Origin of the sequence: Acidaminococcus nyctereutis, assembly GCF_052216985.1 — a bacterium.
Taxonomy (GTDB): domain Bacteria; phylum Bacillota; class Negativicutes; order Acidaminococcales; family Acidaminococcaceae; genus Acidaminococcus; species Acidaminococcus fermentans_A.
The window spans coordinates 21,242-44,475 of sequence record NZ_JBQOUY010000008.1 but is presented as its reverse complement, the minus strand read 5'-3'; the positions used below and the strand labels follow the sequence as shown (position 1 = coordinate 44,475).

At 48.8% G+C, this 23,234-nt stretch carries 35 protein-coding genes; 32 read left to right on the top strand and 3 right to left on the bottom strand.

The window, feature by feature from the left end; all coding sequences use genetic code 11:
- Positions 1-262: 262 nt before the first annotated feature.
- From ACTUHY_RS05735 to ACTUHY_RS05645, 19 genes are all read left to right on the top strand, one after another.
- On the top strand, positions 263-556 hold the full coding sequence (locus ACTUHY_RS05735) for a helix-turn-helix domain-containing protein (protein ID WP_442826948.1): 294 nt from the start codon (positions 263-265) through the stop codon (positions 554-556).
- Entirely contained in the window at positions 540-791 is a 252-nt protein-coding gene (locus ACTUHY_RS05730) for a hypothetical protein (RefSeq protein ID WP_442826947.1), read from the top strand. Before ACTUHY_RS05735 ends, ACTUHY_RS05730 begins: the two co-directional genes overlap by 17 nt.
- Before the next feature lie 10 nt (positions 792-801).
- Positions 802-1,005: a hypothetical protein gene (locus ACTUHY_RS05725; RefSeq protein ID WP_442826946.1), complete on the top strand. Its 204-nt coding sequence runs from the start codon at positions 802-804 to the stop codon at positions 1,003-1,005.
- The gene (locus ACTUHY_RS05720; protein WP_442826945.1) at positions 1,002-1,646 is read left to right on the top strand and encodes a hypothetical protein; all 645 of its coding nucleotides are present in this window, start codon (positions 1,002-1,004) and stop codon (positions 1,644-1,646) included. The genes ACTUHY_RS05725 and ACTUHY_RS05720 overlap by 4 nt, the downstream gene beginning before the upstream one ends.
- A gap of 283 nt (positions 1,647-1,929) precedes the next feature.
- Complete coding sequence (locus tag ACTUHY_RS05715; protein WP_442826944.1) at positions 1,930-2,466, top strand: hypothetical protein; 537 nt, start codon at positions 1,930-1,932, stop codon at positions 2,464-2,466.
- Positions 2,463-2,726 carry a hypothetical protein gene (locus tag ACTUHY_RS05710; protein WP_442826943.1) on the top strand — a complete coding sequence of 88 codons (264 nt, stop codon included), beginning with the start codon at positions 2,463-2,465 and terminating at the stop codon, positions 2,724-2,726. Before ACTUHY_RS05715 ends, ACTUHY_RS05710 begins: the two co-directional genes overlap by 4 nt.
- Positions 2,713-3,591: a phage replisome organizer N-terminal domain-containing protein gene (locus tag ACTUHY_RS05705; protein ID WP_442826942.1), complete on the top strand. Its 879-nt coding sequence runs from the start codon at positions 2,713-2,715 to the stop codon at positions 3,589-3,591. The genes ACTUHY_RS05710 and ACTUHY_RS05705 overlap by 14 nt, the downstream gene beginning before the upstream one ends.
- Positions 3,584-4,105 carry a hypothetical protein gene (locus ACTUHY_RS05700; RefSeq protein WP_442826941.1) on the top strand — a complete coding sequence of 174 codons (522 nt, stop codon included), beginning with the start codon at positions 3,584-3,586 and terminating at the stop codon, positions 4,103-4,105. Before ACTUHY_RS05705 ends, ACTUHY_RS05700 begins: the two co-directional genes overlap by 8 nt.
- Before the next feature lie 12 nt (positions 4,106-4,117).
- A complete protein-coding gene (locus ACTUHY_RS05695) occupies positions 4,118-4,531 on the top strand; it encodes a YopX family protein (RefSeq protein ID WP_442826940.1) in 414 nt (137 codons plus the stop codon).
- A gap of 222 nt (positions 4,532-4,753) precedes the next feature.
- Entirely contained in the window at positions 4,754-4,978 is a 225-nt protein-coding gene (locus ACTUHY_RS05690) for a hypothetical protein (RefSeq protein WP_442826939.1), read from the top strand.
- Positions 4,979-4,995: 17 nt separating this feature from the next.
- Positions 4,996-5,352, top strand: a complete 357-nt coding sequence (locus tag ACTUHY_RS05685) for a hypothetical protein (protein WP_442826938.1) — start codon at positions 4,996-4,998, stop codon at positions 5,350-5,352.
- A gap of 344 nt (positions 5,353-5,696) precedes the next feature.
- Positions 5,697-5,891 carry a hypothetical protein gene (locus ACTUHY_RS05680; protein WP_442826937.1) on the top strand — a complete coding sequence of 65 codons (195 nt, stop codon included), beginning with the start codon at positions 5,697-5,699 and terminating at the stop codon, positions 5,889-5,891.
- On the top strand, positions 5,888-6,268 hold the full coding sequence (locus ACTUHY_RS05675) for a nucleoside triphosphate pyrophosphohydrolase family protein (protein ID WP_442826936.1): 381 nt from the start codon (positions 5,888-5,890) through the stop codon (positions 6,266-6,268). Before ACTUHY_RS05680 ends, ACTUHY_RS05675 begins: the two co-directional genes overlap by 4 nt.
- Positions 6,261-6,650: a single-stranded DNA-binding protein gene (locus ACTUHY_RS05670; RefSeq protein WP_442826935.1), complete on the top strand. Its 390-nt coding sequence runs from the start codon at positions 6,261-6,263 to the stop codon at positions 6,648-6,650. The genes ACTUHY_RS05675 and ACTUHY_RS05670 overlap by 8 nt, the downstream gene beginning before the upstream one ends.
- Before the next feature lie 81 nt (positions 6,651-6,731).
- Complete coding sequence (locus ACTUHY_RS05665) at positions 6,732-7,163, top strand: hypothetical protein (RefSeq protein ID WP_442826934.1); 432 nt, start codon at positions 6,732-6,734, stop codon at positions 7,161-7,163.
- 441 nt (positions 7,164-7,604) lie between these two features.
- Positions 7,605-7,856, top strand: a complete 252-nt coding sequence (locus ACTUHY_RS05660; RefSeq protein ID WP_442826933.1) for a hypothetical protein — start codon at positions 7,605-7,607, stop codon at positions 7,854-7,856.
- Positions 7,853-8,284 carry a hypothetical protein gene (locus ACTUHY_RS05655; protein ID WP_442826932.1) on the top strand — a complete coding sequence of 144 codons (432 nt, stop codon included), beginning with the start codon at positions 7,853-7,855 and terminating at the stop codon, positions 8,282-8,284. The genes ACTUHY_RS05660 and ACTUHY_RS05655 overlap by 4 nt, the downstream gene beginning before the upstream one ends.
- Before the next feature lie 130 nt (positions 8,285-8,414).
- The gene (locus ACTUHY_RS05650; protein ID WP_442826931.1) at positions 8,415-8,687 is read left to right on the top strand and encodes a hypothetical protein; all 273 of its coding nucleotides are present in this window, start codon (positions 8,415-8,417) and stop codon (positions 8,685-8,687) included.
- Entirely contained in the window at positions 8,674-9,141 is a 468-nt protein-coding gene (locus ACTUHY_RS05645) for a hypothetical protein (RefSeq protein ID WP_442826930.1), read from the top strand. Before ACTUHY_RS05650 ends, ACTUHY_RS05645 begins: the two co-directional genes overlap by 14 nt.
- 34 nt (positions 9,142-9,175) lie before the next feature.
- Here the strand turns inward: ACTUHY_RS05645 and ACTUHY_RS05640 are convergent, their stop codons facing one another.
- From ACTUHY_RS05640 to ACTUHY_RS05630, 3 genes are read right to left on the bottom strand one after another with little or no spacing between them, the layout of a single operon-like run.
- On the bottom strand, positions 9,176-9,472 hold the full coding sequence (locus ACTUHY_RS05640) for a hypothetical protein (RefSeq protein ID WP_442826929.1): 297 nt from the start codon (positions 9,470-9,472) through the stop codon (positions 9,176-9,178).
- A 19-nt stretch (positions 9,473-9,491) separates the two neighbouring features.
- Entirely contained in the window at positions 9,492-9,722 is a 231-nt protein-coding gene (locus ACTUHY_RS05635; protein WP_442826928.1) for a hypothetical protein, read from the bottom strand.
- A gap of 51 nt (positions 9,723-9,773) precedes the next feature.
- Positions 9,774-10,007: a hypothetical protein gene (locus ACTUHY_RS05630; RefSeq protein WP_442826927.1), complete on the bottom strand. Its 234-nt coding sequence runs from the start codon at positions 10,005-10,007 to the stop codon at positions 9,774-9,776.
- Positions 10,008-10,369: 362 nt separating this feature from the next.
- Between ACTUHY_RS05630 and ACTUHY_RS05625 the strand changes: the two genes are divergently transcribed.
- From ACTUHY_RS05625 to ACTUHY_RS05565, 13 genes are read left to right on the top strand one after another with little or no spacing between them, the layout of a single operon-like run.
- Positions 10,370-10,774 carry a hypothetical protein gene (locus tag ACTUHY_RS05625; RefSeq protein ID WP_442826926.1) on the top strand — a complete coding sequence of 135 codons (405 nt, stop codon included), beginning with the start codon at positions 10,370-10,372 and terminating at the stop codon, positions 10,772-10,774.
- On the top strand, positions 10,767-12,107 hold the full coding sequence (locus ACTUHY_RS05620; RefSeq protein WP_442826925.1) for a terminase large subunit: 1,341 nt from the start codon (positions 10,767-10,769) through the stop codon (positions 12,105-12,107). Before ACTUHY_RS05625 ends, ACTUHY_RS05620 begins: the two co-directional genes overlap by 8 nt.
- Before the next feature lies 1 nt (position 12,108).
- Positions 12,109-12,348 carry a hypothetical protein gene (locus ACTUHY_RS05615; protein WP_442826924.1) on the top strand — a complete coding sequence of 80 codons (240 nt, stop codon included), beginning with the start codon at positions 12,109-12,111 and terminating at the stop codon, positions 12,346-12,348.
- 3 nt (positions 12,349-12,351) lie between these two features.
- A complete protein-coding gene (locus ACTUHY_RS05610) occupies positions 12,352-14,088 on the top strand; it encodes a portal protein (protein ID WP_442826923.1) in 1,737 nt (578 codons plus the stop codon).
- Positions 14,089-14,448, top strand: coding sequence for a Bbp19 family protein (locus tag ACTUHY_RS05605; protein WP_442826922.1), 360 nt, complete (start codon positions 14,089-14,091; stop codon positions 14,446-14,448).
- A gap of 1 nt (position 14,449) precedes the next feature.
- Positions 14,450-15,064 (top strand): hypothetical protein, encoded by a 615-nt coding sequence (locus ACTUHY_RS05600; protein ID WP_442826921.1) that lies wholly within the window; start codon positions 14,450-14,452, stop codon positions 15,062-15,064.
- 14 nt (positions 15,065-15,078) lie between these two features.
- A complete protein-coding gene (locus tag ACTUHY_RS05595; protein WP_442826920.1) occupies positions 15,079-16,074 on the top strand; it encodes a major capsid protein in 996 nt (331 codons plus the stop codon).
- 18 nt (positions 16,075-16,092) lie between these two features.
- Entirely contained in the window at positions 16,093-16,452 is a 360-nt protein-coding gene (locus tag ACTUHY_RS05590) for a hypothetical protein (protein ID WP_442826919.1), read from the top strand.
- A gap of 49 nt (positions 16,453-16,501) precedes the next feature.
- On the top strand, positions 16,502-17,107 hold the full coding sequence (locus tag ACTUHY_RS05585) for a phage connector family protein (RefSeq protein ID WP_442826918.1): 606 nt from the start codon (positions 16,502-16,504) through the stop codon (positions 17,105-17,107).
- Between the two features lie 2 nt (positions 17,108-17,109).
- Positions 17,110-19,920 (top strand): phage tail protein, encoded by a 2,811-nt coding sequence (locus ACTUHY_RS05580; RefSeq protein WP_442826917.1) that lies wholly within the window; start codon positions 17,110-17,112, stop codon positions 19,918-19,920.
- A 10-nt stretch (positions 19,921-19,930) separates the two neighbouring features.
- The gene (locus tag ACTUHY_RS05575) at positions 19,931-20,371 is read left to right on the top strand and encodes a hypothetical protein (protein WP_442826916.1); all 441 of its coding nucleotides are present in this window, start codon (positions 19,931-19,933) and stop codon (positions 20,369-20,371) included.
- 4 nt (positions 20,372-20,375) lie between these two features.
- Positions 20,376-21,089: a virion core protein, T7 gp14 family gene (locus ACTUHY_RS05570; RefSeq protein ID WP_442826915.1), complete on the top strand. Its 714-nt coding sequence runs from the start codon at positions 20,376-20,378 to the stop codon at positions 21,087-21,089.
- Complete coding sequence (locus ACTUHY_RS05565) at positions 21,086-23,221, top strand: CHAP domain-containing protein (RefSeq protein WP_442826914.1); 2,136 nt, start codon at positions 21,086-21,088, stop codon at positions 23,219-23,221. The genes ACTUHY_RS05570 and ACTUHY_RS05565 overlap by 4 nt, the downstream gene beginning before the upstream one ends.
- Positions 23,222-23,234: the final 13 nt, after the last annotated feature.

The window sequence follows — 23,234 nt, the reverse complement described above, 5'->3', positions numbered from 1 at the left end:
TGAGCATAATACGGCAACTTGCAGGGTAATCTACGTTATGGCAGTTGTTGCCGCTCTCTGTGGAGACAGCGGAAGGGGGATTTAAGTTGTACGTTTTGGAATATAAAACGGCCTTCAAGGGGCCAGAAATCAAAAGGGAGTATAGTTCTCTCGCTGAGGCGATGGCGGCGGCTCGTGATGAGTCTCTGTACAGGGCAACGGTCTGGGAGATGGACGGAGAACACCGGCGTTTAGTGATGAGGCGGTTCAAGGGGGTGTGAATATGGATGCAGTTAAAGTCCTGCATGAACTGGCAGAAGAGTTTGAATCCATGCAAAAACGGCTGGAGAGCCTGGAGGCATGGAGGGAAGTTAATGATATCTACCCAGAAATCCCTGGCGTGATGAGCGCTGGAGATGTGGCTACGGCCTTGGATTGCTCATTGGCAACGGCATACGACATTTTCAAGACCGGACGGTTAAAGACAGTTCGGCACGGGAAAGTAGTCCGCTGTACGAAGGAAGCCTTCATTCAGTGGATGGCAGAAGGGGGAGATGTAAATGGCAGTAATAACTGAACAAGACATTCCTGGGCTGGAAGAAGACCGGAAACTTCTGAAAGAAATTATCGGTTTCCATGAACGGGGGATGGCCATTAAACGACTCCCATCGGGGGAATACGAAGTTGATCCCGAGACGTTCTTTGTAATAGTTCCTGGAGAAGCGGAGAAAGGACCTGAAAACAAACAAGGTCTTGCGTGGTTCAGAAAAAAATGGGATGGCGTGAGGTTTTGTTGCAATTGGTTCGAATAAGGAGGTTGACGTGATTAATTATGTTGAGCACGTAAAATATTACAAACCTCGTTCAGAATGGGATGAGGCAATCGAGGAATATAACCGGAAAGTATATAAAATTTCCGGTTGGGGCGGATTTGATTTTAAGAAGCATATAAAACCAGACCCGGAACTGGATGCCATTCTGGCAGACATTGAACGAGCGTTCTATCCGAATGGGAGGGATAAATGATGGATGAAAGATATACAAAACTATCGGCAGTTCCAGAAGATGCGACAAAACCGATTTCCTTTGGAAAATTAAAGGGAAAGTCTGACATAAATCCACAATGGAGGTATGAAGCCCTTACCGATGTTTTCGGGCTTTGCGGAGAAGGATGGCGGTATGAAGTCACTGATACCAAAATGGTCCCGGTTCAGGCCACGGGGGAGCTGATGGTGTTCGTATTCGTCAACCTGTATGTAAAAGGGAAAGATGGTTGGTCAGCCCCTATCCCTGGAAGCGGCGGTGACTTCCTGATTCAGAAAGATAAAAACGGCCTTCATGGCAACGATGAAGGCTTCAAGATGGCTATTACAGATGCTCTGGGGACGGCGGCCAAGATGGTCGGGGTTGCGGCCTCGGTGTATCGGGGTCAGTACAAAACTAAATATCAGAAAGAGGTAGAAGAAGAACCTACTAAGCCAACGGTTCAATACGCAACTCAAAAGCAACAGAACGAGCTGGAAGTTCTGTGTCAAAAGACCGGATCTGATTTGAAAAAGGTTCTGGCATGGGTACATTGCCAGAACATAAAGGAACTAACCGTTCCGGCATGGCAAAGAGCGGTAGCCGGGTTGAGAATCAAGGAACAAAAGGAGGCGAAAGCATGAAGCCTCACAAGTCAATCTTGGTCCAGCCAGAAGACTGGAATGAATGTTGCGTGTGTGGCGGACGGGCGGAAGCCTGTCACCACATATTCGGCGGGCCGAACAGGAAGATATCCGATAGAGAGGGGTTCACGGTTCCACTCTGCAATCGTTGCCACAACATGAGTGACAACGGGGTTCACTTCAACATGAGCCTGGACCGCTTTATGAAGAGATGGGCACAAAAGAAGTATGAGGAAACTCACACGAGGGAAGAGTTCGTGAAGTTGATAGGGAGGAACTACTTATGAAGTTGATGGAAATAAAAGAGATGATTCCATCCGGGCGGGACACGGCTGATGTAACCATCACGGTGAGAAGCACGGCTGGTTTGGCGGAGTTTTCGGAGGCCGCCGCCAGCTTGAAGAAGGGGAAGGAATGGGAGGTGGAATTCAAGCGGGCACGGATGAAACGTTCCCTTTCAGCCAATGCTTATGCCTGGGTGCTATTGGATAAACTGGCTCAGAAACTGAAGGTGTCCAAAATCGACGTGTACCGGGAGCATATACGGCTATACGGTACATTCCAGATGCTCAGGATGAAGGCGGAAGCGTTTGACCGCTTCCGGGAAATCTGGGAATCTAACGGAATTGGCTACATTGCGGAAGCTTTGAGCGAAGAAAACGGAGAAAAAGAAATTCTGGCCTACCCAGGAACGTCTCAATATAACACGGCGGAAATGGCCAGGTTCATTGACGGACTCGTGACAGAGTGCCGGGAGCAGGGAATCGAAACAATGGAGCCGGAACGGCTGAAATCTTTAGTGGAGGCGTGGGGAAAATGAAGAGAAGAAGCAATAAAAAATACTGGGCAAAGCTGGGGTTCTTAATTCCAGTTCAAAGAAAACATTGGATTCAATTCCGCTTCAACCTGCCTTTTGTACCGGCTGGCTTCCCTGTGCTGAAAGATGGCAGGAATAAGCAGTGGCAAACAGCTCTGGAATTACAGTTCCGTAGCTGGGCAAAAGGAAGCTTGGAAAATATTCTGAGGGTTTTGAACGAAGAAAACTGGGGATTAAAAAATGACGGGCATGAAGTGGATTAAGATTGATACCGGGATTTTCGACGATTCGAAAATCCGGTTGATTGAGAGTATGCCGGAAGGAAATACTCTCGTCGTGATTTGGTTCCGGCTGTTAATTCTAGCCGGTAAAGAATTCACCAACGGTGTTTTCATGATTAATGACAAGATTGCGTGTACTGACGAAATGTTAGCCACGATATTTGGAAAACCCATCGCAACTATCAGGCTGGCTCTTGAAACGTTTCAGAAATTAAACATGGTCGATTTAATCGATGGAGCGTACTCAATACCTAACTGGAATAAATACCAGTCAGCTGATAAATATGAAATCAACCGGGCAAGGGACAGAAAGCGACTTCAAGAATGGAGGAAAAAGCAACAAGATAAAAAAGGAATTCCACAAATTAATACAACTTCTCAAAATGAAACGTTTCATGAAACGTTTCGGAAACGCAATGAAACGGCGACAGAAATAGAAGAAGAAATAGAAATAGAAAAAGAAAAAGAAAAATATAAAGAAAAAGCCGTCGCTGTTAAAACCCCCTTATCACTGATTCGGGAATTTTCCGGGGATAACAAGGAACTCCTTGAATCCCTAAGGGCATGGCTGGATATGCGGAAAAAAATGAAACGTCCGCTAACAGCCAGGGCTACCCAGCAAGCCCTTAAAAAGCTAAACGAGCTGTCTGGCGGGAACCAGGATTCCATGGTGAAAATCGTAGACCAGACTTCCCTGAAAGGATGGCTTACATTCTACCCAGTGAAAGACCAGCCTGGGACATTGGGTGGAGTCCTGGAACATATGGATGAAATAATCCCTGATACACCGGAGGATGATGCGGCAACAACTGCATGGTTGAAGGAGGAGGGAATACTGGATGATTAATAAACAGGCGTTGGCCTTGCTGGCGGGGGCTTTCCCCAACTTCAAAGACCAGCAAGCACAAGCCTACGGGGCTATGCTGAACGATATTCCAGGCCCGATTCAGATGGAGGCTGTGAAGAACGTTGTGAAAACGTGTAAGTTTCTTCCCTCGATTGCAGAAATCAGGGATGAAGCCAAGAAGATTACTTTGGCTGCCGCTGGAAAACAAAGCAATATCCCTGAAAAAGAATGGGAGGTTGTTTATAGGGCAATCGGAACGGTTGGCTATTACAGGATACCGGAATTTACCAATAAAATAACGGCTAAAACGGTAAAAGCTATGAGCTGGCGGTTGCTATGTGGGGCTGACGCCATCATGATGCCAGCTCTGAGAAGCCAATTCATTAAAACGTTTAAAGCCATAAAAGAACAAGAAAAAACAGAAAGGAGAATGGCGCGTTCAATGCAGGATGGGAGGCTGAAAGAACTGGGACAATCGGTACTGAAGAAGCTGGAGATCAAGGAAATCAGATAGGAGGTGGCGGAGATGCGAAAAATCAGATTCCGGGGATTTTGTCCCGACTTGGATCGCTGGCTGTACGGTGACCTGCTCCAGTGCGGTTCCCGTCTCGTGGACCATTACACAAAAATTGTCCCTGTCTTGGCCATTGTTGAGGAGGATGGAACAGCCAAGGAGATAGATCCAAAATCTTTAGGGCAGCTAACCTGGCAGGTGGACTGCAACGGAAAAGAAATCTACGAAGGCGATTTGCTTTACTGCCCGACTAATGGAGCCTGGTATGTAGTCAGGTGGACGCGCGTGGGGTTTTCTGTCCAGGACCCCAAAGCCCCAGGTCCGGTGGTTGTCAATTATGATATTCAGCAGATACTGCATGACTGCAGACTGATTAACTGTGGACCGGAGTACAGAGCGGATGGCGACAAGGAGAGACGAAAATGAAAAGACGAAGAATGTGGAAGGATTGCCGGGGGATAAAGATTTTAGAAAAGAACGTGTTTAAGGTGAGAGAGTTCCGGAAGCTTTGCAAAGCGTCAAAGAAGCTTAAATCAAAACGCTGCCAATGGTTTGTTGCGTGGGGAAACAATCGGTACAGGGCGAAAAGAAAGGCCAGAAAATTGATTAAGAAAAGAACGGGGCAATATGCGTAATGGAGGTGAAACCATGAAGAAAGAAGAACTGCTGAAACTGGAAGCCCTTGATGGGCCAAGGCTGGCAGAAATTGCCCATGAAAAGGTGAAGGGAAAGCCCACGGAACGTGCAATGGTTGCAGAGCAAATCCTTATCGGGAGATGGCCAGTGGGGCTGGGAAAGTTTTGTAGTGCTGACATGAGCCTTGACTACTACGAGAGAATGGGAAGCTCACACTTCCAAAAGAAATTCAAGTGAGGGGGAGAAATTAACAAATGGAACCAATCATTAATCCGTGGGTGTTTTATCTGATCGGTGTGGTTGACAAGCTGAGTAATGGCTTGGGAGTCTTTATGGCGGCGTGTGTTGGCGTTTTCCTGTTTGAGGGAATGGAATATATGGAGTTTGATGTAACGGAAGAAGAGAAAAAACAGTACGTCAAAACCGCCACAGTGGCGGGTGTCTTGTTTTTTGTAGCAGGCATTGTGTTTATCCTGCTCCCAGACAAAACGGTTATTTATCAAATGCTTGCCGCCAGCTATGTAACCCCAGACAACATTGGGGCTGTACAGAACAACGTGGTTGATTTCGTGGGGCAGATTGCTGAACAACTGGCGAAAGTGAATAAATAATCCACAGAGTTATCCACTGTCAAGAATCAGTATAATATTGCGAAATAACGAGAAAGGACAAAATATGCAAAGGTGTGAGAAGATTAATGTACAGTGGCCGGGAAAACCGGCCCCTATCGAAGCCCTGAGTCCAGAATTGAAAATTGCTATGCTACAGCAGGACCTGGATCAGGCGGAGAACCGGCAGGGGAGGATGGAAGGCTGGATGAAGAGAATGCGGGCGGAAATCGCTCGACTAAAAAAAGAGAACGAAGAGAATACTGAGGCCCTTCATTGCATGATGGATGCTCTCAACAACGTGGCATATCTGCGGAGCCGGGTCGCGTGGCTAGAAAGGATTAGAAATGAAAATCTACGTATTAGACGAAAGTAATTACATTCTGGCCCATGAAGATGCGTTAATATTGCGGGATTGGCTGGATGGTCAGGTCGAGAGGCTGGGAAGCTGGCCTATCGATGTGATGGACAACATTTTATACGCTCTAGAAGAAGCGGTGGAGAATGAAGCGGTTAACGCTGACGAGGAGGCGGAAGGATGAACTACGAAACGGGAGATTGTATGCCTGGAGGGTATGACTTGGAACAACAGCAGTCGGATGCTGCTGACATGAATAGAATTATTAACCAAAAGCTAGGCGCACGGGAACGGCTGGAAGTGCTGGCAGAAGAAGCGGCAGAATTGAGTCAAGCGGCGTTGAAGATGATCCGGGCTTATCGAATGGGCGGGGTAGTCAATCCGACACCTTTAACGCCAGAAGAGGCCCTGGAGAACCTATTTGAAGAGATGGCGGATGTTGAGCTTGCGGCTGAAACGTTGGGGTTGTATTACATGAACCGCGGAAAAATCGAAAAAATTAAAGAGGAAAAGCGGAAACGCTGGGCGGAAAGGCTGAAAGGAGCAGAAAGAAATGAATAAGGTAATTTTACTGGGCAGATTGGTACGTGACCCGGAGGTGAAGGCTTCTCAAAATGGGAAAATTTTTGCGCAATTCTGTATTGCGGTTGACCGTCCTTATGTTAAAGGGAAGGATAGGGAAGCAGATTTTATCAACTGTGTTGCGTTTAATAAGGCCGGGGAATTTATCGGCAACTACTTCAATAAGGGACAACGTATTCTAATCGAGGATGGAAATTTACGAGTAACGTCTTTCGAAAAGAACGGAGAAAAAAGATTTACGACAAACGTCGTGGCTAACAAAGTGGCATTTGTCGACAAGGCGGAAAAGAAAGCGGTAAGCACTGAGCCGATGAAAAGCTTTGGAACGGAAGTGGGGTATGATGACGAAATACCCTTTTGAGGAAGGCAAAGGCCCAGATGGGTGGATGTACTACATTAACGAATGGGCGCTAGTGAACGGATATGATTAGAGGTGAAACGGATGGAACGATATTCAACGGTGGGGAAGACGGGAAACGTTGACGACTATATCAACCCGGGGGCAAGCGATGAGCTACCCCCGCCCAGGGAATTGGCGGACGACAAGGAACATATCAGGATGCTGCAAGAAGATATTAAGAGATACGCGTGTCATGATGGTCAGCAACGTGCGCAAATTGCCGTTTTGAGAAAGGAAAACAAGCGACTAAGGATTCTATTAGGAGAGAAGGTAAAAGACGTTGATAAGCCAACTGTGCGCGAGCTACGGGGGTTAAAAAGATGGAGTTGTCCTGAGTTGGCAAGGCAAGCCGGGCTTACGTATGACTGTGTTTACAAGCGGGAAAGGAAGGTGTACGCATGGAAGGAAGAGCAGAAAAAGGCCGTAGCAAAAGCCCTTGGGGTGGCCGTGGAAAGTGTGGACTGGGACGGCTGAAAGAGGACTATTGTTTCATGATACCGGGTCGGCCGACTACAAAAAAGAATTCCGGCAGGTACTGTGGGCCTGGTCGGTTCCGGCCCTCGGCGGCTTATGAAGCGTATGAAGCGGTGGCGGTTCCGGCGCTAAAGATGCAGGCCAGGAAGGCGGGGATCAATAGCCCAATTGATAGCCCATGTAGGTTGACTGTCAGCTACTACATGCCTAACAGGGCGGCATGGCCTGACCTGGTGGGACTGATGCAGGCAACGGCAGACCTTCTGGAAGAGTCTGGAATAATCGAAAATGACCGATTGATCTTGTCCTGGAACGGGACTGACATTGCTGGAATAAGCCAGAACAACCCTCGGTGTGAAATCTGGCTGTTCCCTTGCTGGCTGGAGGGAAAAAACAGGGATAGGTGGGAGCTTGATCCCATGACAAAAAGGAGATTGGAAAATGGATACTACGAAGATTAGACCGGAAGTTCGGGAAAAAATAATAATGGTGTGTGACCTGTATGAGAACGGGCGACAGGACCTATTGAATTTGCTGCGGGTACATGACTTGGGGAAGAGAGGGCCGGAAATCACTTTAGCGCTTGCGTTGGAAAGTATTGACGATGATATGAAAATCCTACAGACGTTAAAAATGGAGTTGAAGGGTGAGCAGGCTATGGGGCATCTGAAGCAGGAATGGGGGATGAAATGATGGAAAACAAGAGAGTTGACTGGACGAAGGTATGTATAGCTTGCCAGCACTACAAAAACGGTTGTGGTGGGCATTGGACTTGGCATTTTGCGGGGTGCGACGGAAAAAATATTCGAGGGTACAAAGAATTTGCTGATGTTGTTTGCGAAATTTTTGACGAACTGAAAGCCTTGTACAAGAAAAAGGCGGAACAGTATGCACAAGGGGACCCGTTAGCAAATTTCCGGGGAGGTGCGGCTCTGCAAGGGCTAAATCCGGAATCTTTGGACGATTGCTTTAAAGTCCTTTTGGGATACGATGATAAGCATATTGCCTTTGTCCATCAATCCGGAAAGCTGGGGCCGAAGGTGGAAGAATCGCTGGGGGACAATGCTGTCTATTCCATCATTGGAATGGCCATGTGTAGAATCAAACGTGGTGAATGGTAATGAAGCTGGATGCGTGGCAGGTGTGGCTGTTGTTCGCTCTGATCATTCTGGGACGGCCTTGGAGCTATGCTGAACTGGTCTTTCTCGGGATCGTCCTGGGGGCGTGTTGGGCTTTAAGGGAGTGGCGAAAATGAAGTTAAGAGTTAATGCTGGATACGTGATGATTGAACGGAGCAAGGTGGATTTCCATGGGCTTCTTCTTCCTTACGATAAGCGAGAAGTGAGCCGGGGAAAGGTGGTAGGGATGGGGACTTGGAGGAATGGAAAGGGGGATAGAATCATCCCTCGTTTCCAGACTGGGGACGTGGTACAGTTCGAACCCTGCGTGGGATATGAATTTAATGACTATCTCTTTATTCCCTATGAGTATATCTACGGAGTTTATGCCGATGATAAAAGATAAAATCTATAAAGCAGTGGAACGTAGGCTGTACACCTACGAGAATCTGCGGCGGGCTGTGATTGATGCACGGGCGGAAATGGACGGGAGAAAGGGGGTAATGGAAGGCGGCGGGGGTCATGCGTTTGTGTCTGATCCAACGGCGGCCCAGGCCATAAAGCATTTTACCCCGCTCCGGGAGGTATTGATCTCCGACGGTAGAGGAAACATAGAAGAGGTGTACAAGCCAGAAAAATGGCTGTATCTCATCGGATCGGTGTATCAGCAAATGGAACCGGATAAGCGGGCGGTTATAAAGGCGAGATACTGGGACAAGAAGCCTACGGTTAATATCTCAATCAATTATCCGGCGGGGCAGAGAACGGTTTACACTTGGTGCAACGAATTTGTGCAGGAACTATCTTTACTGGCGCTGAATGAAGGGCTGGTAAGAATAAAAAAGAACCCTGGGGATTAACCCCAGGGCTTTTTTTAATATTCAAATGCTCCTTTCATTCAGCAATATCTGGGGAGTAGATTTCCGGTTCCTCGTCATATCTTCCATGGTAATCTTCTCCACATTCACCTTCGACGAACGTTTCTTTTTCAGTATATCCGTTTTCGGCTTTCTCCGCTTCCTCTTCAGGGACGGCAACAATGTATGTTGCCCAGTCGGCGTTGTACTCTTCGTCTGGGTGTTTGTCGACATCTAGCCAAAGTTTCAATTGCTCACGGGCTTCTTCTAAGGAATCGAAAGAGAGGGAAGCACCAAACGCTTCAGTCGTCTCCGTTCTCACGATGTACTTCATGATTACAGCTCCTTTCCGTTCATTCAGCATGGAGACTGAAGACTTCTTCGGCCCCATCTTTGACTATGATTAGCAGGGAGTGAACGGCGCCAAAGTCCTTGACCAGCTTCTGCTGTATGGGTTTCATTTCCTGGATCAGGTTCTGAATCCAGACGTCCATTTTCTGTTCAGCTTCCACAGGCACCTCTATGATCTTGTAAGCGTCTTCCTCGCCGTTGTTTTTGTTTACAAAGTTTACAAAACATTTCATAACTGCTCGCTCCTTTCAATAGGTGGCGGGGCTTTGAGCCCCGCCCGGCTTTCAGTCTTCGTTCTCTTCGATGTCTTCCAGGATTTCGCACAGGGTTTCTACTTCCCAGTCGGTAAAGTTGTACTGATACTGGAGGTCTTCCCGGTCATCGGCCCTCCAGCCGGAACCATAAAGGTCCAGGGCCAGTGATTTCAGTTCATCCCGGGTGTGCTCTTCGTAACCTTCCCCGACCGCTTCATCCCTGAGTTTATGGCTCCCGTCTTCCTGCTCTTCCCAGAGAGTCAAACGGCTCTTTTCACAGGGGTTGGCTTTGGTGGTTTTCCAAGCATCGGCAATTTGTTCCCAGGTGCCGACCTCGATGGCTTCCCCTGCACGGCCGACTTTCTCGTACGTTTTTTAAGTGCGTGTGGGGCGAAGCTGATCATAGAGTCAGCCGACGGGACTAGAACGCCTATTAATGTTGATGACGTTCCGAAGCTTGTCTTAGGCAAGCGAAGGGTAGGGACTGGGAGACCGAAAAAGGCTTGAAAAGCTTGTAAAATGCTTGCGTTTGCGGCAAATTTTAGCGGTAATATGAGCTATAATTGTAAATAAGGGAGTTAGGAGTTGTCTTGCGAGACGACTCCTATTTTTTATAGGTGACAAAAGTGGAACTTAAATCTCTAGGATTAAAAGACAACCACATAAAATTTTTAACTCTCCTAGCTGCTGGAGAACAGCCGGAAAACGCCTACAGAAAGGTGTATCCCAAGGCTGGCAAGAATACCGTCAGCACAAATGCAAGCAGGCTGAGACGACGGCTAGTTAAGATGGAAGGCGTGCAGGAATGGCTGGATGCTCATTACGCCAAGAGAGAGCAGGAAAATCCCTTGCTTCTGACCATAGACCAAAGGAAGGAAATCCTTGCAAAAATGATACTGCACGGTAGGCCATCAGAACGTCTCAAGGCTCTCGACATATACAACAAGATGGAATCTGTCTACGAACGCCGGACGAAGGTAGAAGGCGACGTGGCTTTCACATTTGGGTGGGAAGGCGAAAAGGATGGCTAAACACATCACTATCCCTTATGAGCCTAGACCACTGTGGGAGAAGGAAATCCATCCTGGGCTGGAGTCCCATCGTTTTTCCGTCCTCGTTTGTCATCGGCGCTTTGGCAAGACGGTTGGCGTGGTCAATCATTTGATAAAGCAGGCGTTGCGATGCCGCAGGCGGGCCCCCCAGTACGCATATATAGCCCCGTTCCAGAGGCAGGCAATCCTTGTAGCATGGGCTTATATCAAGTACTACACGGCGGTTATCCCTGGCGTAAAAGTTAATAACAGCTCATATTATGTTGAGCTTCCATCGGCTCATCTGGACAGCCCAGGCGCTCGTATCTACGTCATGGGAGCCGACAACCCGGATGCGCTCCGGGGCATGTACCTGGACGGCGTTATCCTGGACGAGTACGGCCAAATAAAAGAAAACCTCTGGGGCGAAATCATCCGTCCGGCTCTAGCTGACCGCAAGGGCTGGGCGGTTTTCGTTGGTACGCCAAAAGGACAAAATGGTTTTTTTCAGAAGTATCAAGAGGCGTTGAACCATAATGATTGGTATCACTGCTTATACAAGGCCAGTGAAACCGGCGTGATTGATAAGGAAGAGCTGGCGTCCATGCGGGATTCTATGAGCGACGTGGAGTACCAGCAGGAAATGGAGTGCGACTTCACGGTAGCTGCTTTTGATGCACTGCTAAGTGGTGATGACGTCCAGAAAGCAGTGGAAAGAGTCTACAACGAAAATCATTTAGGCGGCTCCGTGAAGGTCATGGGGGTTGATATAGCCCGTTTCGGCGGTGATAAAAGCTGTATCGTAATGCGGCGTGGGCTGATGGTCCTTCCACCTGCACGCTTTGCAGGCATGGATACCATGACGCTAGCAGGAACGGTTATCAGCTATATCAATAAATTTAAACCCGATGCTGTATTCATCGATTCCGGCGCAATGGGCGCAGGTGTGATAGACCGTATACGTCAGCTGGGATACTCTGTTATCGAGGTGGCGTTCGGCGGGAAGGCTACGGACGATAACCGATATTTTAACAAAAGAACTGAGATGTACGCCAAATGTGCAGAGTATATCAAGAAAGACGGTGGCGCGATCCCTGACGATGCAGAGATGAGGGAAGAGCTAGCCAACGTCTATTATGGATACGACAACCGAGGCAGGATGAAATTAAAAAGTAAAGATGAAATTAAAGAAGTGCTAGGACGTTCCCCGGACACGGCGGATGCCCTGGCACTTACTTTTGCACAGCCGGTAGCACGGCAGGCCGATTACAACGTGGGAAACCACGCTAGAGTGATGTGTAATACCAGCTATGACATTTTCGGGGGGATATAAAATGTGCGGAAATCCGTTTAAGAAAGTTAGCACTCCAAAGATTGTAACGCAGGAAGTTAAAGCGCCTGAACCTACTCCTACGGCTCCGACGATGACGGAAATCAACGCCCAGGAAGAAGGGACAGCGTTGAGCGAAGAAGTCGCCAGAAACAAGAAGAAGAGAGGATATGCCTCTACACGGACCAGCACGCAGAACACCATTGCAGGAAGCGCGCAGGGCGGGAAAACCACTTTGGGGTAGAGCATGGAAAACGAAATTATGACCATAGCCAGCACGGCTACGGGAGATAAACAGATTAGAAGCGAACCGCCGGACCGCCAGAAGCTCAACCAGAGAATGAAAGCACTAATGAATGAACGGATCCGGTGGGCGGACCGCTGGAAAGAGATCCGAAACTATGAGCTTCCTTTCATCGGCCATTTTGACGATACAGAGGACCGGACGAATCCTGCACGTCGCAGGGATACCAACATCGCTAATGGTACAGCGTGGATGTGCGATCAGGTTTTCGCCGCTGGCGTGCTGTCCGGGCTGACTCCTCCTTCCAGAAAATGGTTTAAATTTACGTTCTCTAACAGCCAGCTGAACGAAAACACAGACGCTTTGAAGATTCTCGATGTCCGGCAGGAAATCGTGGAAAGCGTACTGGCTAAATCCAATTTCTACAACAGTGTTCATTCCGTTTACATGGAATTACCATTCGGGCAATGCCCTTTAGGCGTGTTTATGGACAGGGAAAAGGGCGTCAGATTCGTTCCCATGACCATTGGCACCTACTACCTAGGGACAGATGGGAACGGGCGTGTAAACACCATTGCAAGGCGTTTCCGGCTGTCTCTGCCTCAGCTGATAGATTACTTTGGCCGGGATGCCCTGCCGGAAAACCTGAAAGCTATGGTAGACCGCGGGGAAACCAGATACGAGAAGAAGTTCCTCGTTAATTGGCTCTGTGAACCGAACAACGAGAGCTTGCCGGGGATGATTGACCGGCTGAACATGCCGTTTAAATCTGTCTACTGGCTGGATGGCTCGAATGAGAGGGAATACTTGTATGTAGGCGGTTTTGAATCGTTCCCTTGCCCTGTAGCACGGTACAACGTAACGGGTAATCAAGCTTATGCTACTGGCCCGGGATGGTGGGCCGAGGGCGACAGCAAAGGCTTGCAAGTGCTGAAGAAGGATTACCTTACAGCTATAGAGCTGAGCGTTAAACCGCCTATGCAAGGCTCCGCAGATTTAGCCATGACGGGCGTAAACATGATTCCAGGTGGCTTTACACCTACAAACATGAACAGCGCAATACAGCCACTTTTCAACGTCCAGACTAATCTCAGCTATCTTTCCGACGAAATACAGCGCACTGAGGACCGTATAAAAGAGGCTTACAGCGCAAATCTCTTTATGATGCTGGACAACCTGGGAACACACAACATGACGGCGCAGGAAGTACAGGCGAGACAGTCGGAAAAGCTGTCCCAGCTCGGACCTGTAGTAGAACGGCTGCAGGAAGAGTTCTTAAATCTCATCATCGATAGAGTCTACAACATCCTTGACCGGGAGCACGTGTTCCCGCCTATCCCTGATGAATTTCAGGAACTGTTTGACGCAGAAGTGAAGGTTGAGTATATCAGCCCACTTGCTCAAGCTCAGAAGATGAGCGGGGTTGTTTCCATCGAACAGACCATTGGATTCATCATGCAGATGGCGCAGGCGTGGCCCGAAGCTTTAAAGAGCGTGGATGCCTTAGAAACCGTCAGCAAATATATGGATTACCTGGGGGCACCTGCCCAGATGCGTAAGGATCCGGAACAGATTCAACAGGAAATCCAGGCTGAACAAGAAGCACAGGCCCAGGCCCAGCAAGAGCAACAGGCTATGATGGTAGCCCAGGCCGCACCGAACATCACGCAGGCCGCCAAGAACGCTACTGAGGCCGCCAACGACGGCAACCCGGCCTTGCAGGAATGGATGGGGATGTAAATGAAATATGAAACCGTCCACGACACCAGTAAGGCTTCCTACTGGCACCAGCGATTCTTTCAAGAGGAAATCGCTAGGCTAGACGGGGAAGCCTATAAATATATGCTGAATGATCCTAGAGGAAGATGGTTCCTGATGCGGCTGTTTGACAACACCTACGTGAACGCTACGACTTTCACAGGAAACAGTCAATCCTTCTTCAATGAGGGAAAGCGCTCCGTTGGGATAAATGTCAACAGAAAGATAGTGGAAACTCTAGGAATTGAAGGTATCAAGCTCCGCCAGCAGGCAGAACTGGAATACATTAAAGTTCAGAAGGATGCAGAGCGCATGATTTCTGAGCGGGAAGAAGAGGGATGACATGAGCGAAGAAACCACACCGGTACAGAATGACACCGAACCGGTAGAACCGACGCCAGAAGTTGAAAAACCTGCTGAAAACACTGAACCGACTGGGACGCTGGCCGGTAGTGCTGGGGAACAGAACGAGGAAACTCCGACTACTCCTGAGGCGTATGACTTTACCCAATCCCTGCCGGAAGGGATGGAACTGGACCAGCAAGCGGCAAATGAATTTAGCGATATCGCCAGATCCATGAGCCTTACCAATGAGCAGGCGAACCAGCTTGCTAAGTACGGCATGAGTTATGCGCAGAACATGGCAAAAGCCATTGAACAACAGCAGATTGCAGAACAGCAGGCGTGGGCCGATGAAACCAAGAAAGCTTTAGGCGCAAAATACAACGAGGAAATCAGCTATGTTGGTACAGCTTTGAATAAGCTGGAACCCCTTGTCCCAGGGCTGAGACAAGCCCTCAACATCGGCGGTATCGGCAACAGAATAGAGATTGTGAAAGCACTTGCCCAGGTTGGGCGTATGGTCAGTGAAGATTCCGGCCATGCGGCTACTGATACGAGTGCTGGAGAAGCCTATTCTACTAGATACCCGAACACCAACTTTAACAGCTACAAATGAAAGGAGCATAAATTATGCCTTATGCTGTAACTCTTAACGATATCCAGAAACGACTGGGGGCGAACAACGCCTTCCAGCCTATCATTGAAATCCTGAAACAGTCCAATCCCATCCTGGAAGATATGCCTTTTGCAGAAGGCGACCTGCCCATCGGGAACAAGACTACCATTCGAACCTCCCTGCCGTCTCCGTCTATCAGACGTGCTAACCGTGGTACGGCTCAGACGAAATCTGACGTGAAGCAAGTCATTGATCAGTGCATGTACCTGGAAGACCGCTCTTGTGTTGATACCCTGCTGCTGAAAGGGAAACCCAATCCCGAAGCCTATCGTGCTTCTGAGGATGATGCACACGTAGAAGGGATGGGGCAGTTTGTTGCCAAATGCTTTATCTATGGTGACTTGACCGACCCCGCCTACACTGACACTTTCAATGGATTTTTAGTCCGCTACCCCGTCGAAGATGGCGACAAGGGAACCCGTGGGTATCAGGTAATTTCCGCAGGCACTAAGAACACCAGTGGCCATAACACCTCCGCATTGATTGTTGATTGGGGTGACAGAAAGGTGACTGGGATTTATCCCAAGAACATGACCGCTGGCCTGGATACTAAAGATCTGGGCGAAGGGGATGTGTACGATTCCGATGGGAAACCGTTCCGTGCTGTGCAGACTCTCTACAGATGGCAGGTTGGCCTCGCTGTGCAGAACCTCCGCTCCGTAGCGGCAATCCGTAACATCGACGTAGATGCCCTGTCTAAGTTCACTTCTGCTCAGGCGGCAACCTTCATGAATAAAATCATCTTTGCTAAGAACCGTTTACAGCTTCCTAAATCTCCCACCATGTACGTTTCTGACACCGTTTATTCCTACCTGGAAACCTTCTTGCTGGATAAATCTAACGTACATGTGACTCGTGAGATGAGAGAAAACCAGGCTCCTCTGCTCCGCTTCTCCGGTATTCCGGTTAAGAAGATGGATTGCATGACCGACACCGAAGCAGGGTTTTGAGTGAAAGGGGTATGAAATATGCTTTTTGATAAAGAGAATATGTTCTTTGATGGGGAAGCGGCTTCCGGCTTTGCGTCTGGCAAGGCTTCTCCTGGCATTTATAACCAGGGCGGCGGGGATGCCGTTGCCCCGCTGTATGTAGTAGTACAGTTGGCAGGCGGCTCTGGCAAACTGGATTGCACGGTTCAGACCGCTTCCAAGTCTGACTTTTCCGACGCAACCGACGTGGCTACTTTCTTTGGCAAAACCGGAGATAAGGGTATCGTGACCAAAGCCTTCCTGCCCTATGGGTGTAAAGAGTATATCCGAATTAAACTCTCCGGGACTGCTACGGGGAAGGTAACTGCCGGGCTGACCGACGTTGTACCGATTGAATAACCAAAGGGGAAGGGTAAAACCTTCCCTTTTCTTTTGTATGGGAGCAATTATGAATGAAGTTGATATTTGCAACCTGGCCTTGAATTTTCTGGGTAAAGGCATTATCAAGAGCTTATCTGAGAATACCGAGCTTGCTAGGACCTGTAAACTGCATTATGACCGCTATAGAAGAATCCTCTTAAAAGATTACAGCTGGGAGTTTGCAGAACGCACTATTAAGCTGGAACAGGTAGAGGATTTCGGCGACAACGTGAAGGGCTGGGATTATGTCTACCGCTATCCAGATGACTGCTTGCAAGTGCTGAAAATCTATGACGGTGACGACCACAGGAAGGATGACAAACGGGAAAAGTTCTTTGTCCAGACGGTAGATTATCGGCTGGGAACGAAGGTAATCTGCTGTAACCTGGAAAACGCCTTCATGGATTATGTGTCCAATGAAGAGGACTGCAACTACTTCTCCGAAGAATTTGTAGAAGCGCTGGCGCATTATCTGGCATATGGCATGGCCCAGGCATTAACCGGTAGCGAAGCCAAGGCCCAGACGGAACTACAGTACATGCAGAACGCGTTGTATCAGGCTAAACTCCGCACGGCGCGGGAACGGGAACACGAGCCTTCTTTGCCGCACAAGTACTTTGATGGGAGGTTCTGACGATGAGCCAGAAGGAACAGTATTATGACTTTCAGCCTTCCTTCAACTCTGGAGAAATCTCTCCTGACGTTGCGAACCGTACCGATTTAGACAAATTCCGCTCTGCACTGCTGAAAGCCCGTAATTGCTTTGTTAAGCCTTATGGCGCGGTATATCGCAGACCCGGGACCAGATTTGTAGCCGAGACGAAGTATCCAGGCAAGAAGTGTATCCTGCATGAGTTCGATTATAACGCCACAATATCTTATCTGCTGGAAATCGGTGTGGGCTATATCCGGGTGTACAAGGACAACACCTACATGAACGTGGAAATAGCTACTCCGTTCACCGAGGAAGATTTAGACAACCTCCGCTTTGCTCAATCTGCTGACACGCTCTTCATCGCCTCCGGAACGCATAATGTACAGCTCTTGCAACGGTATACGGATGTTGATTGGAGATTGTCAGAAATGGACCTGTCTTCCCCCTATTTTGACGTTGCAAACGGCAGTGAAGGGCTGAACGGGAACGTACCTGTATACAACCCTAGCATTAAGCTGAACCTAAGGTTTAGCACGCAAGGGAGCTTCATCTTCACGGCTCCGGCAACTGGGACTTATACCATTGTGATAGCCGGGTCAGGCGGGGCAGGTATCTCTGTTTCTCATGGTGGAGATGGATGGGGACAATGGCTTGCAAATGGTGGTTCAGCAGAAATAAAAACAGTTACAATGCGCTTAACCGCTGGAACGGTATACCGCGGGGTCGTAGGATCTAGACCAAATAACTTGTGGTATGAAGGAGACTACAACAGAAATGCTCCGGACGGCGGAACAAGTTCCTTTAATGGTCAATCTGCTAGAGGCGGTGGAGGGGCTAATTATCACACTGATTATCGGGAAGGTGGACCGACAGGATATACAAACAATGGCACTAACTACGGAAGTGGTCCTGCTGGAGGCTCTTTCAAATGGCATGATAAAGGCGTTGTTGACTCTGAAACACAGCCCAAGGGCGGATATGTAAATATCTCTTGCGATATCAAGGGGGATAACAATTATCGTGCAGACGGGTTGTGGCCCAGTGGCGTGACTGGGAATATCACGCTAAATTCTTCTACACGACTGTTCCGGGCTGGCCTAGTTGGTTCTTGCGTTAAGCTCTATCATAATATGCCGTCTCAGACTGTAACAATGGAAAGCACAGGAAGTGCAACGTCTGCAGCTGTGCTTGCGGGGAAATCCTGGAAATGTGTGACGCACGGCAAATGGGGAGGCACAGTTACCCTGGAGGCTTCTACAGACGGCCAGACCTGGAGACAGTACAGAGTTTACACTTCCAAGTATGCGGATAACAACGGGGATTTCAACGCTAGCGAAACAGGTACGGTTGACGAATATACCTATATCCGCGTGAAAACAGCCATTACGGGCGGGACTGTAACCGTTGACCTTACCAGAATGACCTACACCCATGAAGGCTATGCACAGATCACCAAGTATGTAAGTGATACGCAGGCTCAGGCAAAAGTGATTAAGCAGTTCGGTAGTACCGAGAAGACGGCCCTCTATTCTATGTCCTGTTGGTGTCCAGAATATGGCTATCCTAGATGTGTAGGATTCTTTCAGGACCGACTGATTCTGGCGTCTAATAAGCTGTATCCCTACGCGGTGTGGATGAGCCGGACAGGGGACTATTATAATTTCTCCGTTGAGAAAGCTGATGGAAAGGTGACGGATGATTCCGCCATCATGCTTTCCTTAGTGAACCGGAAGGAATACGCTATACAACATATAGTAGCCTTTACGGACCTATTCATCTTTACCGATGGAAACGAATGGATTATTTCAGGCTCTAGCACGGTTACCCCAACGGCCGCAAGCCCCAGGGTACAATCCGCGCGGGGATGTGAAGGAGCAGAACCTATCCTTGTGGGCGGTCGTATCGTCTATATCCAACGGCGGGGAACGTCTGTCAGGGACTTTGCTTATTCCTATGACACGGACAACTATGACGGGGCTGACTTGAGTATCCTCGCTAAACATTTGACCGAGAACCGGCAGATGATAGATGGAGCCTATCAGCAAGACCCCAATTCCATGCTGTACTTCATTACCAGTGATGGCAAAATGAACATGCTGACTTATGTCGCAAACCAGAAAGTATATGCGTGGTCCAGCGTGGATACAGAGGGGAAATATGAATCCGTGGTGAACCTTGTATCCGGGTATCGGGATACCGTCTATGTGGTTGTATCCAGGAATTTGAACGGGCAGACAAAACGGTTCATTGAGTATTTTTCCGACTATCCTGATACAGAGGACTGGATGGAATACGCAATGGTAGACTGTGCTGAACAATGGAGAAACGAGCAGAGAAGCTCTTCTATCACCGGGCTTGACCGTTTTTCCGGAAGCAAAGTCGATGTGCTGGCCGATGGAGAATATTACAAGGACGTTGCGGTAGATGGCAACGGTGGCATTGTCCTTCCCAAGGAAGTATCAAAAGCGACGATCGGGCTAAGGTATACCAGCGAGATCGAAACGCCTAACCTGGAAGTCAACGGGCAGACGGTGCAGGGGAAATACAAAAAAGTCTCTGAAGCCATTCTCCGGATGACCAGGAGCCAGGGCGGGGAAATCGGCAACTCTTCCTCTTTTGTTGACCCTATTGTATATCCCGAAGATGGGCTGTACAGCGGGGATTTAGAAACCGTAGTACCTAACCAGCCTACAGGTGGTTACGAGAAGCTTGGGAGAGTTTATATTAAGCTAGATGAACCGTATCCGTTCGAATTGAGCGGCGTTATAAGGGTGGTGAGCTTTGGTGGTTGATATCAGACCAGTGAGAAGGGAAGATTATGAAAGCATTGCGAAAGAACTTTATGAGAACATTCGTTTTGCGGACCAGCTGGAAATGGTGCAACTTCATCGGAACAGTTGGCAGTATGTGTATGATTCCATGCTGTCCTCTGATATCCTCTATCAGGCCAGGGACAAATCCGGGAAGCTCCTGTGCTTGGCCGGAACAGCCCCTATAGACGGCGATTTATATAGCTGCGTATGGTGCCTAGGGACGAAGGAATTAAGCCGTCACAAGCGGGAATTTGTGGCCTATGGCAAGGTCCTCATGAAGGAATTCCTGGTGCGAAAACACGCATTAAAGAATTATATCTGGAGCGAAAACAAAGAAGCCCTCACATGGATTAAACATATGGGGGCTGAATTTATGAATCCTATCAAGCTAGGGGATGGCGTGTTCATCCCTTTTACCATAAGGGGGTGAAACTATGTGTGGAGTTATAGCAGGACTTACAGCGGCCATGACCGGCTTACAGATGTACGGCCAGCGACAGCAGTATAAAGCACAAGAAGCGGCCTATAATGCCCAGGCGCAGGCGGCGGATGCTAACGCAAAAATCATGGAACAGAATCAGCGTATCAACGATCGTAAAGCGGAAAATATCGCTGATGCTTATGCGTTCCAGCAAAGTAAACTGGATGATAAACGCAGATTAGTACGAGGACAGATTGCCGCGGCACAAGGGGCTTCCGGCTTGACTGGAGTCGGCTCCGGGCTTGATATCCTGGGGGCTTCTAACGAGGCATACTATCAGGACAGCATGAATCTTTTGCAAAACCAACGTAATGATATTTATAGCAATCGCATTGACAATTGGAACCTGGAGAACCAGAAAATAGGCTATATGAACCAGGCTAACGCTTATCGTTCGGCCGCAAACAACGTGGCACAGCAGGGAAGGCTTGGGATGCTGTCTACCCTGGCAGGCGGTGCGCTGTCTATTTATGGGATGAAAGGCTCTAACCAAAACACCAGCTCAACCGGTAGCGGTACATTGTCCGTAGGGAATACCAAACTAAACGGTTATACCGTTACCCCCTGGAACAGCGCAGGACGCTGGGATGAACCGCTGTCTATCGGCAGTTTCGGAAAATGGAAGAATCCTAACCATATCTTCCAGAAAACGAGGTACATTAAATGAAGCTGACCAATTATTCTCCTACGGTACAGCCCAATGTGATTAATGGCAGGGGCAACCCGGTCAGCAATCCTTCTGACGCACGGGCCTGGGGCGCTGATGTTAGTGGTATTAATGCTCTTGGTAATGCGGTCGGTATCGGATTGAAAATGGCCGAAGATGATATGACCGCAGATGTCACTAATGCGATGAACGAATACAACAAGCGTATGGATGATTTGATGTTCAATCAAGACACCGGCCTTGCGTATTTGAAGAATGAGAACGCACGGAACGTTACCCAGCTCTATCAAGAGGGCGAAAAGAAAATCCGGGACGAAGTATTCAAGATGGTTCCGAAGTACAAGAAAGCGCAGGACCTTTTCTTACAGAAGGCCGATGCTTCCACCATTGCCGGCATAGAGGATACCCAGAAACAGGCATACCGGGAGCATCAGAATTATCAAATGGCAGTCACCAATGATGCTATTGAAACGGCTCAGATTGCCATATCTCATAACTACGCTAAAAAAGGATTCATCGGCCAACAACTGAGAAATATGCGGGCGGCAATCTATGCGAACGGACAAGCCTATGGGGCGCAGTGGTGCAAAGATAAATATGAGGAAGTCGCCGGGAAAACGGTTGCTGATGCACTGGCACAGGCAAAAGCAGACGACAACCAAGAGGCGGCGAATGATATTCTCAACGACTATGGGAGCATGGTGAACCCTGCATATATCCGGCAGTTCATCGCCAGCAATAACGCACAGAAAATCCAGAACATGATGATTAGCCAGAAGAAAGAGCTGGCACTCAAATACAGGAATGACCCGGCAGGGCTGAGAAAGGCCATTGCGGAAATGACCATAGATGAACCTTCTACGGGGAACTATGGTTCCATGATTTTGGGCAGTTTTCGTAACTTGATTGGTTCTCCTTTTGATATTCCGGGCGGTACAGGGTGTGTCTACTACTCTTTTAAGGCGGTCAGGGATGCCGGTTTTGATGTGCCAGATATCAAGGACACGGACAATGCAGAATTATGGGCGAAGCAGAAAGACGTAAACCTGTGGCGTGGGCCGGACTACAAGCCACAACCCGGCGATATGGCTATCGTTTCTAACAGCCAATATGCCAACGGCCACGCCGGCATCGTTACAGAAAACGGTGTTATTCAGGCCGGGAACCATGACGGGGCCAGGGATGTATACGAAACTCCCGACACAGACCCGGAAAGCGGGCTGGGCGGCAAAATCTATGGCTATGTTGCCTTCTCTCAGCTGAACGGGGGAGGGGTAGGCCCGGCAAAACAACGGCACTGGACTCCCGCAGAACAGGAACAGCTGTACAAGGCAACCTTGGGTGAAATCTCCCTGATGGACGCACAGGACAGAAAAGCAAAACACGATTCTCTGGACAGTGCGAAACAGCAGATGGCCGATATAGCTTCACAGGGCATCTATGATACACAGACATATCTGGACATCGCAAGGCGGTATGAAGGCGTGAATGGATTAACCATGGCCGATTTGTTGCCCTTAGTAAATTCTTTTGCCAACAGTGGGGCTGGCATTGCCGGGGTAAGCCGCAGAGGCGGTTCCGTGGGGGCTGATGGACTTACGGCGGCACAAAGACGGGAACAGAAAGCAGACTGGGCTAAAAATGTAGCAAGCGGGACCATAACTCAGACACAGGCGGAAAATGCGCTGGTTCTCATGGGTATTCCCAAGGGTAGTTCTACGTGGAATAGCTACATGAAAATTTGGAACCTTGCTTCCACCGGCGACTTGAACATTCCTTCCATGAAACTGAAGTGGCACACCGAAGGCCGTCCGGACGGTGAGTTCAAGTACGCACTTCCCTACATGATGAACTACGTCATCGGCGAACGGCAGAAGGGGAACACAGTTTCCCAGGGTGACGCCTACGCCGCACTGGTGGATGGGGAACAGACCATGGACATTTGGGTCGGCGAAGCAGGGGATGAGAAACGGAAGGTTAAAAAGAACGCTTTCTACAACGCAACCGGCGGCTATTACAGAGATGAAGAAACCGGCATGACATACGCAGAGAACGTGGATGAACCTTTCTACATGAGTGATGCTGAAATTAATGATATTGTAGGGAGCGTTCCGGCAGAAGATGATGATTAATTAAGGGGGTCGC

Bases quoted from the DNA above. Each gene is read 5' to 3' on its own strand.
- ACTUHY_RS05735 (WP_442826948.1), top strand. From the start codon at position 263: ATGGATGCAGTTAAAGTCCTGCATGAACTGGCAGAAGAGTTTGAATCC.
- ACTUHY_RS05730 (WP_442826947.1), top strand. From the start codon at position 540: ATGGCAGTAATAACTGAACAAGACATTCCTGGGCTGGAAGAAGACCGG.
- ACTUHY_RS05720 (WP_442826945.1), top strand. From the start codon at position 1,002: ATGATGGATGAAAGATATACAAAACTATCGGCAGTTCCAGAAGATGCG.
- ACTUHY_RS05715 (WP_442826944.1), top strand. From the start codon at position 1,930: ATGAAGTTGATGGAAATAAAAGAGATGATTCCATCCGGGCGGGACACG.
- ACTUHY_RS05710 (WP_442826943.1), top strand. From the start codon at position 2,463: ATGAAGAGAAGAAGCAATAAAAAATACTGGGCAAAGCTGGGGTTCTTA.
- ACTUHY_RS05705 (WP_442826942.1), top strand. From the start codon at position 2,713: ATGAAGTGGATTAAGATTGATACCGGGATTTTCGACGATTCGAAAATC.
- ACTUHY_RS05700 (WP_442826941.1), top strand. From the start codon at position 3,584: ATGATTAATAAACAGGCGTTGGCCTTGCTGGCGGGGGCTTTCCCCAAC.
- ACTUHY_RS05695 (WP_442826940.1), top strand. From the start codon at position 4,118: ATGCGAAAAATCAGATTCCGGGGATTTTGTCCCGACTTGGATCGCTGG.
- ACTUHY_RS05690 (WP_442826939.1), top strand. From the start codon at position 4,754: ATGAAGAAAGAAGAACTGCTGAAACTGGAAGCCCTTGATGGGCCAAGG.
- ACTUHY_RS05685 (WP_442826938.1), top strand. From the start codon at position 4,996: ATGGAACCAATCATTAATCCGTGGGTGTTTTATCTGATCGGTGTGGTT.
- ACTUHY_RS05680 (WP_442826937.1), top strand. From the start codon at position 5,697: ATGAAAATCTACGTATTAGACGAAAGTAATTACATTCTGGCCCATGAA.
- ACTUHY_RS05675 (WP_442826936.1), top strand. From the start codon at position 5,888: ATGAACTACGAAACGGGAGATTGTATGCCTGGAGGGTATGACTTGGAA.
- ACTUHY_RS05670 (WP_442826935.1), top strand. From the start codon at position 6,261: ATGAATAAGGTAATTTTACTGGGCAGATTGGTACGTGACCCGGAGGTG.
- ACTUHY_RS05665 (WP_442826934.1), top strand. From the start codon at position 6,732: ATGGAACGATATTCAACGGTGGGGAAGACGGGAAACGTTGACGACTAT.
- ACTUHY_RS05660 (WP_442826933.1), top strand. From the start codon at position 7,605: ATGGATACTACGAAGATTAGACCGGAAGTTCGGGAAAAAATAATAATG.
- ACTUHY_RS05655 (WP_442826932.1), top strand. From the start codon at position 7,853: ATGATGGAAAACAAGAGAGTTGACTGGACGAAGGTATGTATAGCTTGC.
- ACTUHY_RS05650 (WP_442826931.1), top strand. From the start codon at position 8,415: ATGAAGTTAAGAGTTAATGCTGGATACGTGATGATTGAACGGAGCAAG.
- ACTUHY_RS05645 (WP_442826930.1), top strand. From the start codon at position 8,674: ATGATAAAAGATAAAATCTATAAAGCAGTGGAACGTAGGCTGTACACC.
- ACTUHY_RS05640 (WP_442826929.1), bottom strand. From the start codon at position 9,472: ATGAAGTACATCGTGAGAACGGAGACGACTGAAGCGTTTGGTGCTTCC.
- ACTUHY_RS05635 (WP_442826928.1), bottom strand. From the start codon at position 9,722: ATGAAATGTTTTGTAAACTTTGTAAACAAAAACAACGGCGAGGAAGAC.
- ACTUHY_RS05620 (WP_442826925.1), top strand. From the start codon at position 10,767: ATGGCTAAACACATCACTATCCCTTATGAGCCTAGACCACTGTGGGAG.
- ACTUHY_RS05615 (WP_442826924.1), top strand. From the start codon at position 12,109: ATGTGCGGAAATCCGTTTAAGAAAGTTAGCACTCCAAAGATTGTAACG.
- ACTUHY_RS05610 (WP_442826923.1), top strand. From the start codon at position 12,352: ATGGAAAACGAAATTATGACCATAGCCAGCACGGCTACGGGAGATAAA.
- ACTUHY_RS05605 (WP_442826922.1), top strand. From the start codon at position 14,089: ATGAAATATGAAACCGTCCACGACACCAGTAAGGCTTCCTACTGGCAC.
- ACTUHY_RS05600 (WP_442826921.1), top strand. From the start codon at position 14,450: ATGAGCGAAGAAACCACACCGGTACAGAATGACACCGAACCGGTAGAA.
- ACTUHY_RS05595 (WP_442826920.1), top strand. From the start codon at position 15,079: ATGCCTTATGCTGTAACTCTTAACGATATCCAGAAACGACTGGGGGCG.
- ACTUHY_RS05590 (WP_442826919.1), top strand. From the start codon at position 16,093: ATGCTTTTTGATAAAGAGAATATGTTCTTTGATGGGGAAGCGGCTTCC.
- ACTUHY_RS05585 (WP_442826918.1), top strand. From the start codon at position 16,502: ATGAATGAAGTTGATATTTGCAACCTGGCCTTGAATTTTCTGGGTAAA.
- ACTUHY_RS05580 (WP_442826917.1), top strand. From the start codon at position 17,110: ATGAGCCAGAAGGAACAGTATTATGACTTTCAGCCTTCCTTCAACTCT.
- ACTUHY_RS05570 (WP_442826915.1), top strand. From the start codon at position 20,376: ATGTGTGGAGTTATAGCAGGACTTACAGCGGCCATGACCGGCTTACAG.
- ACTUHY_RS05565 (WP_442826914.1), top strand. From the start codon at position 21,086: ATGAAGCTGACCAATTATTCTCCTACGGTACAGCCCAATGTGATTAAT.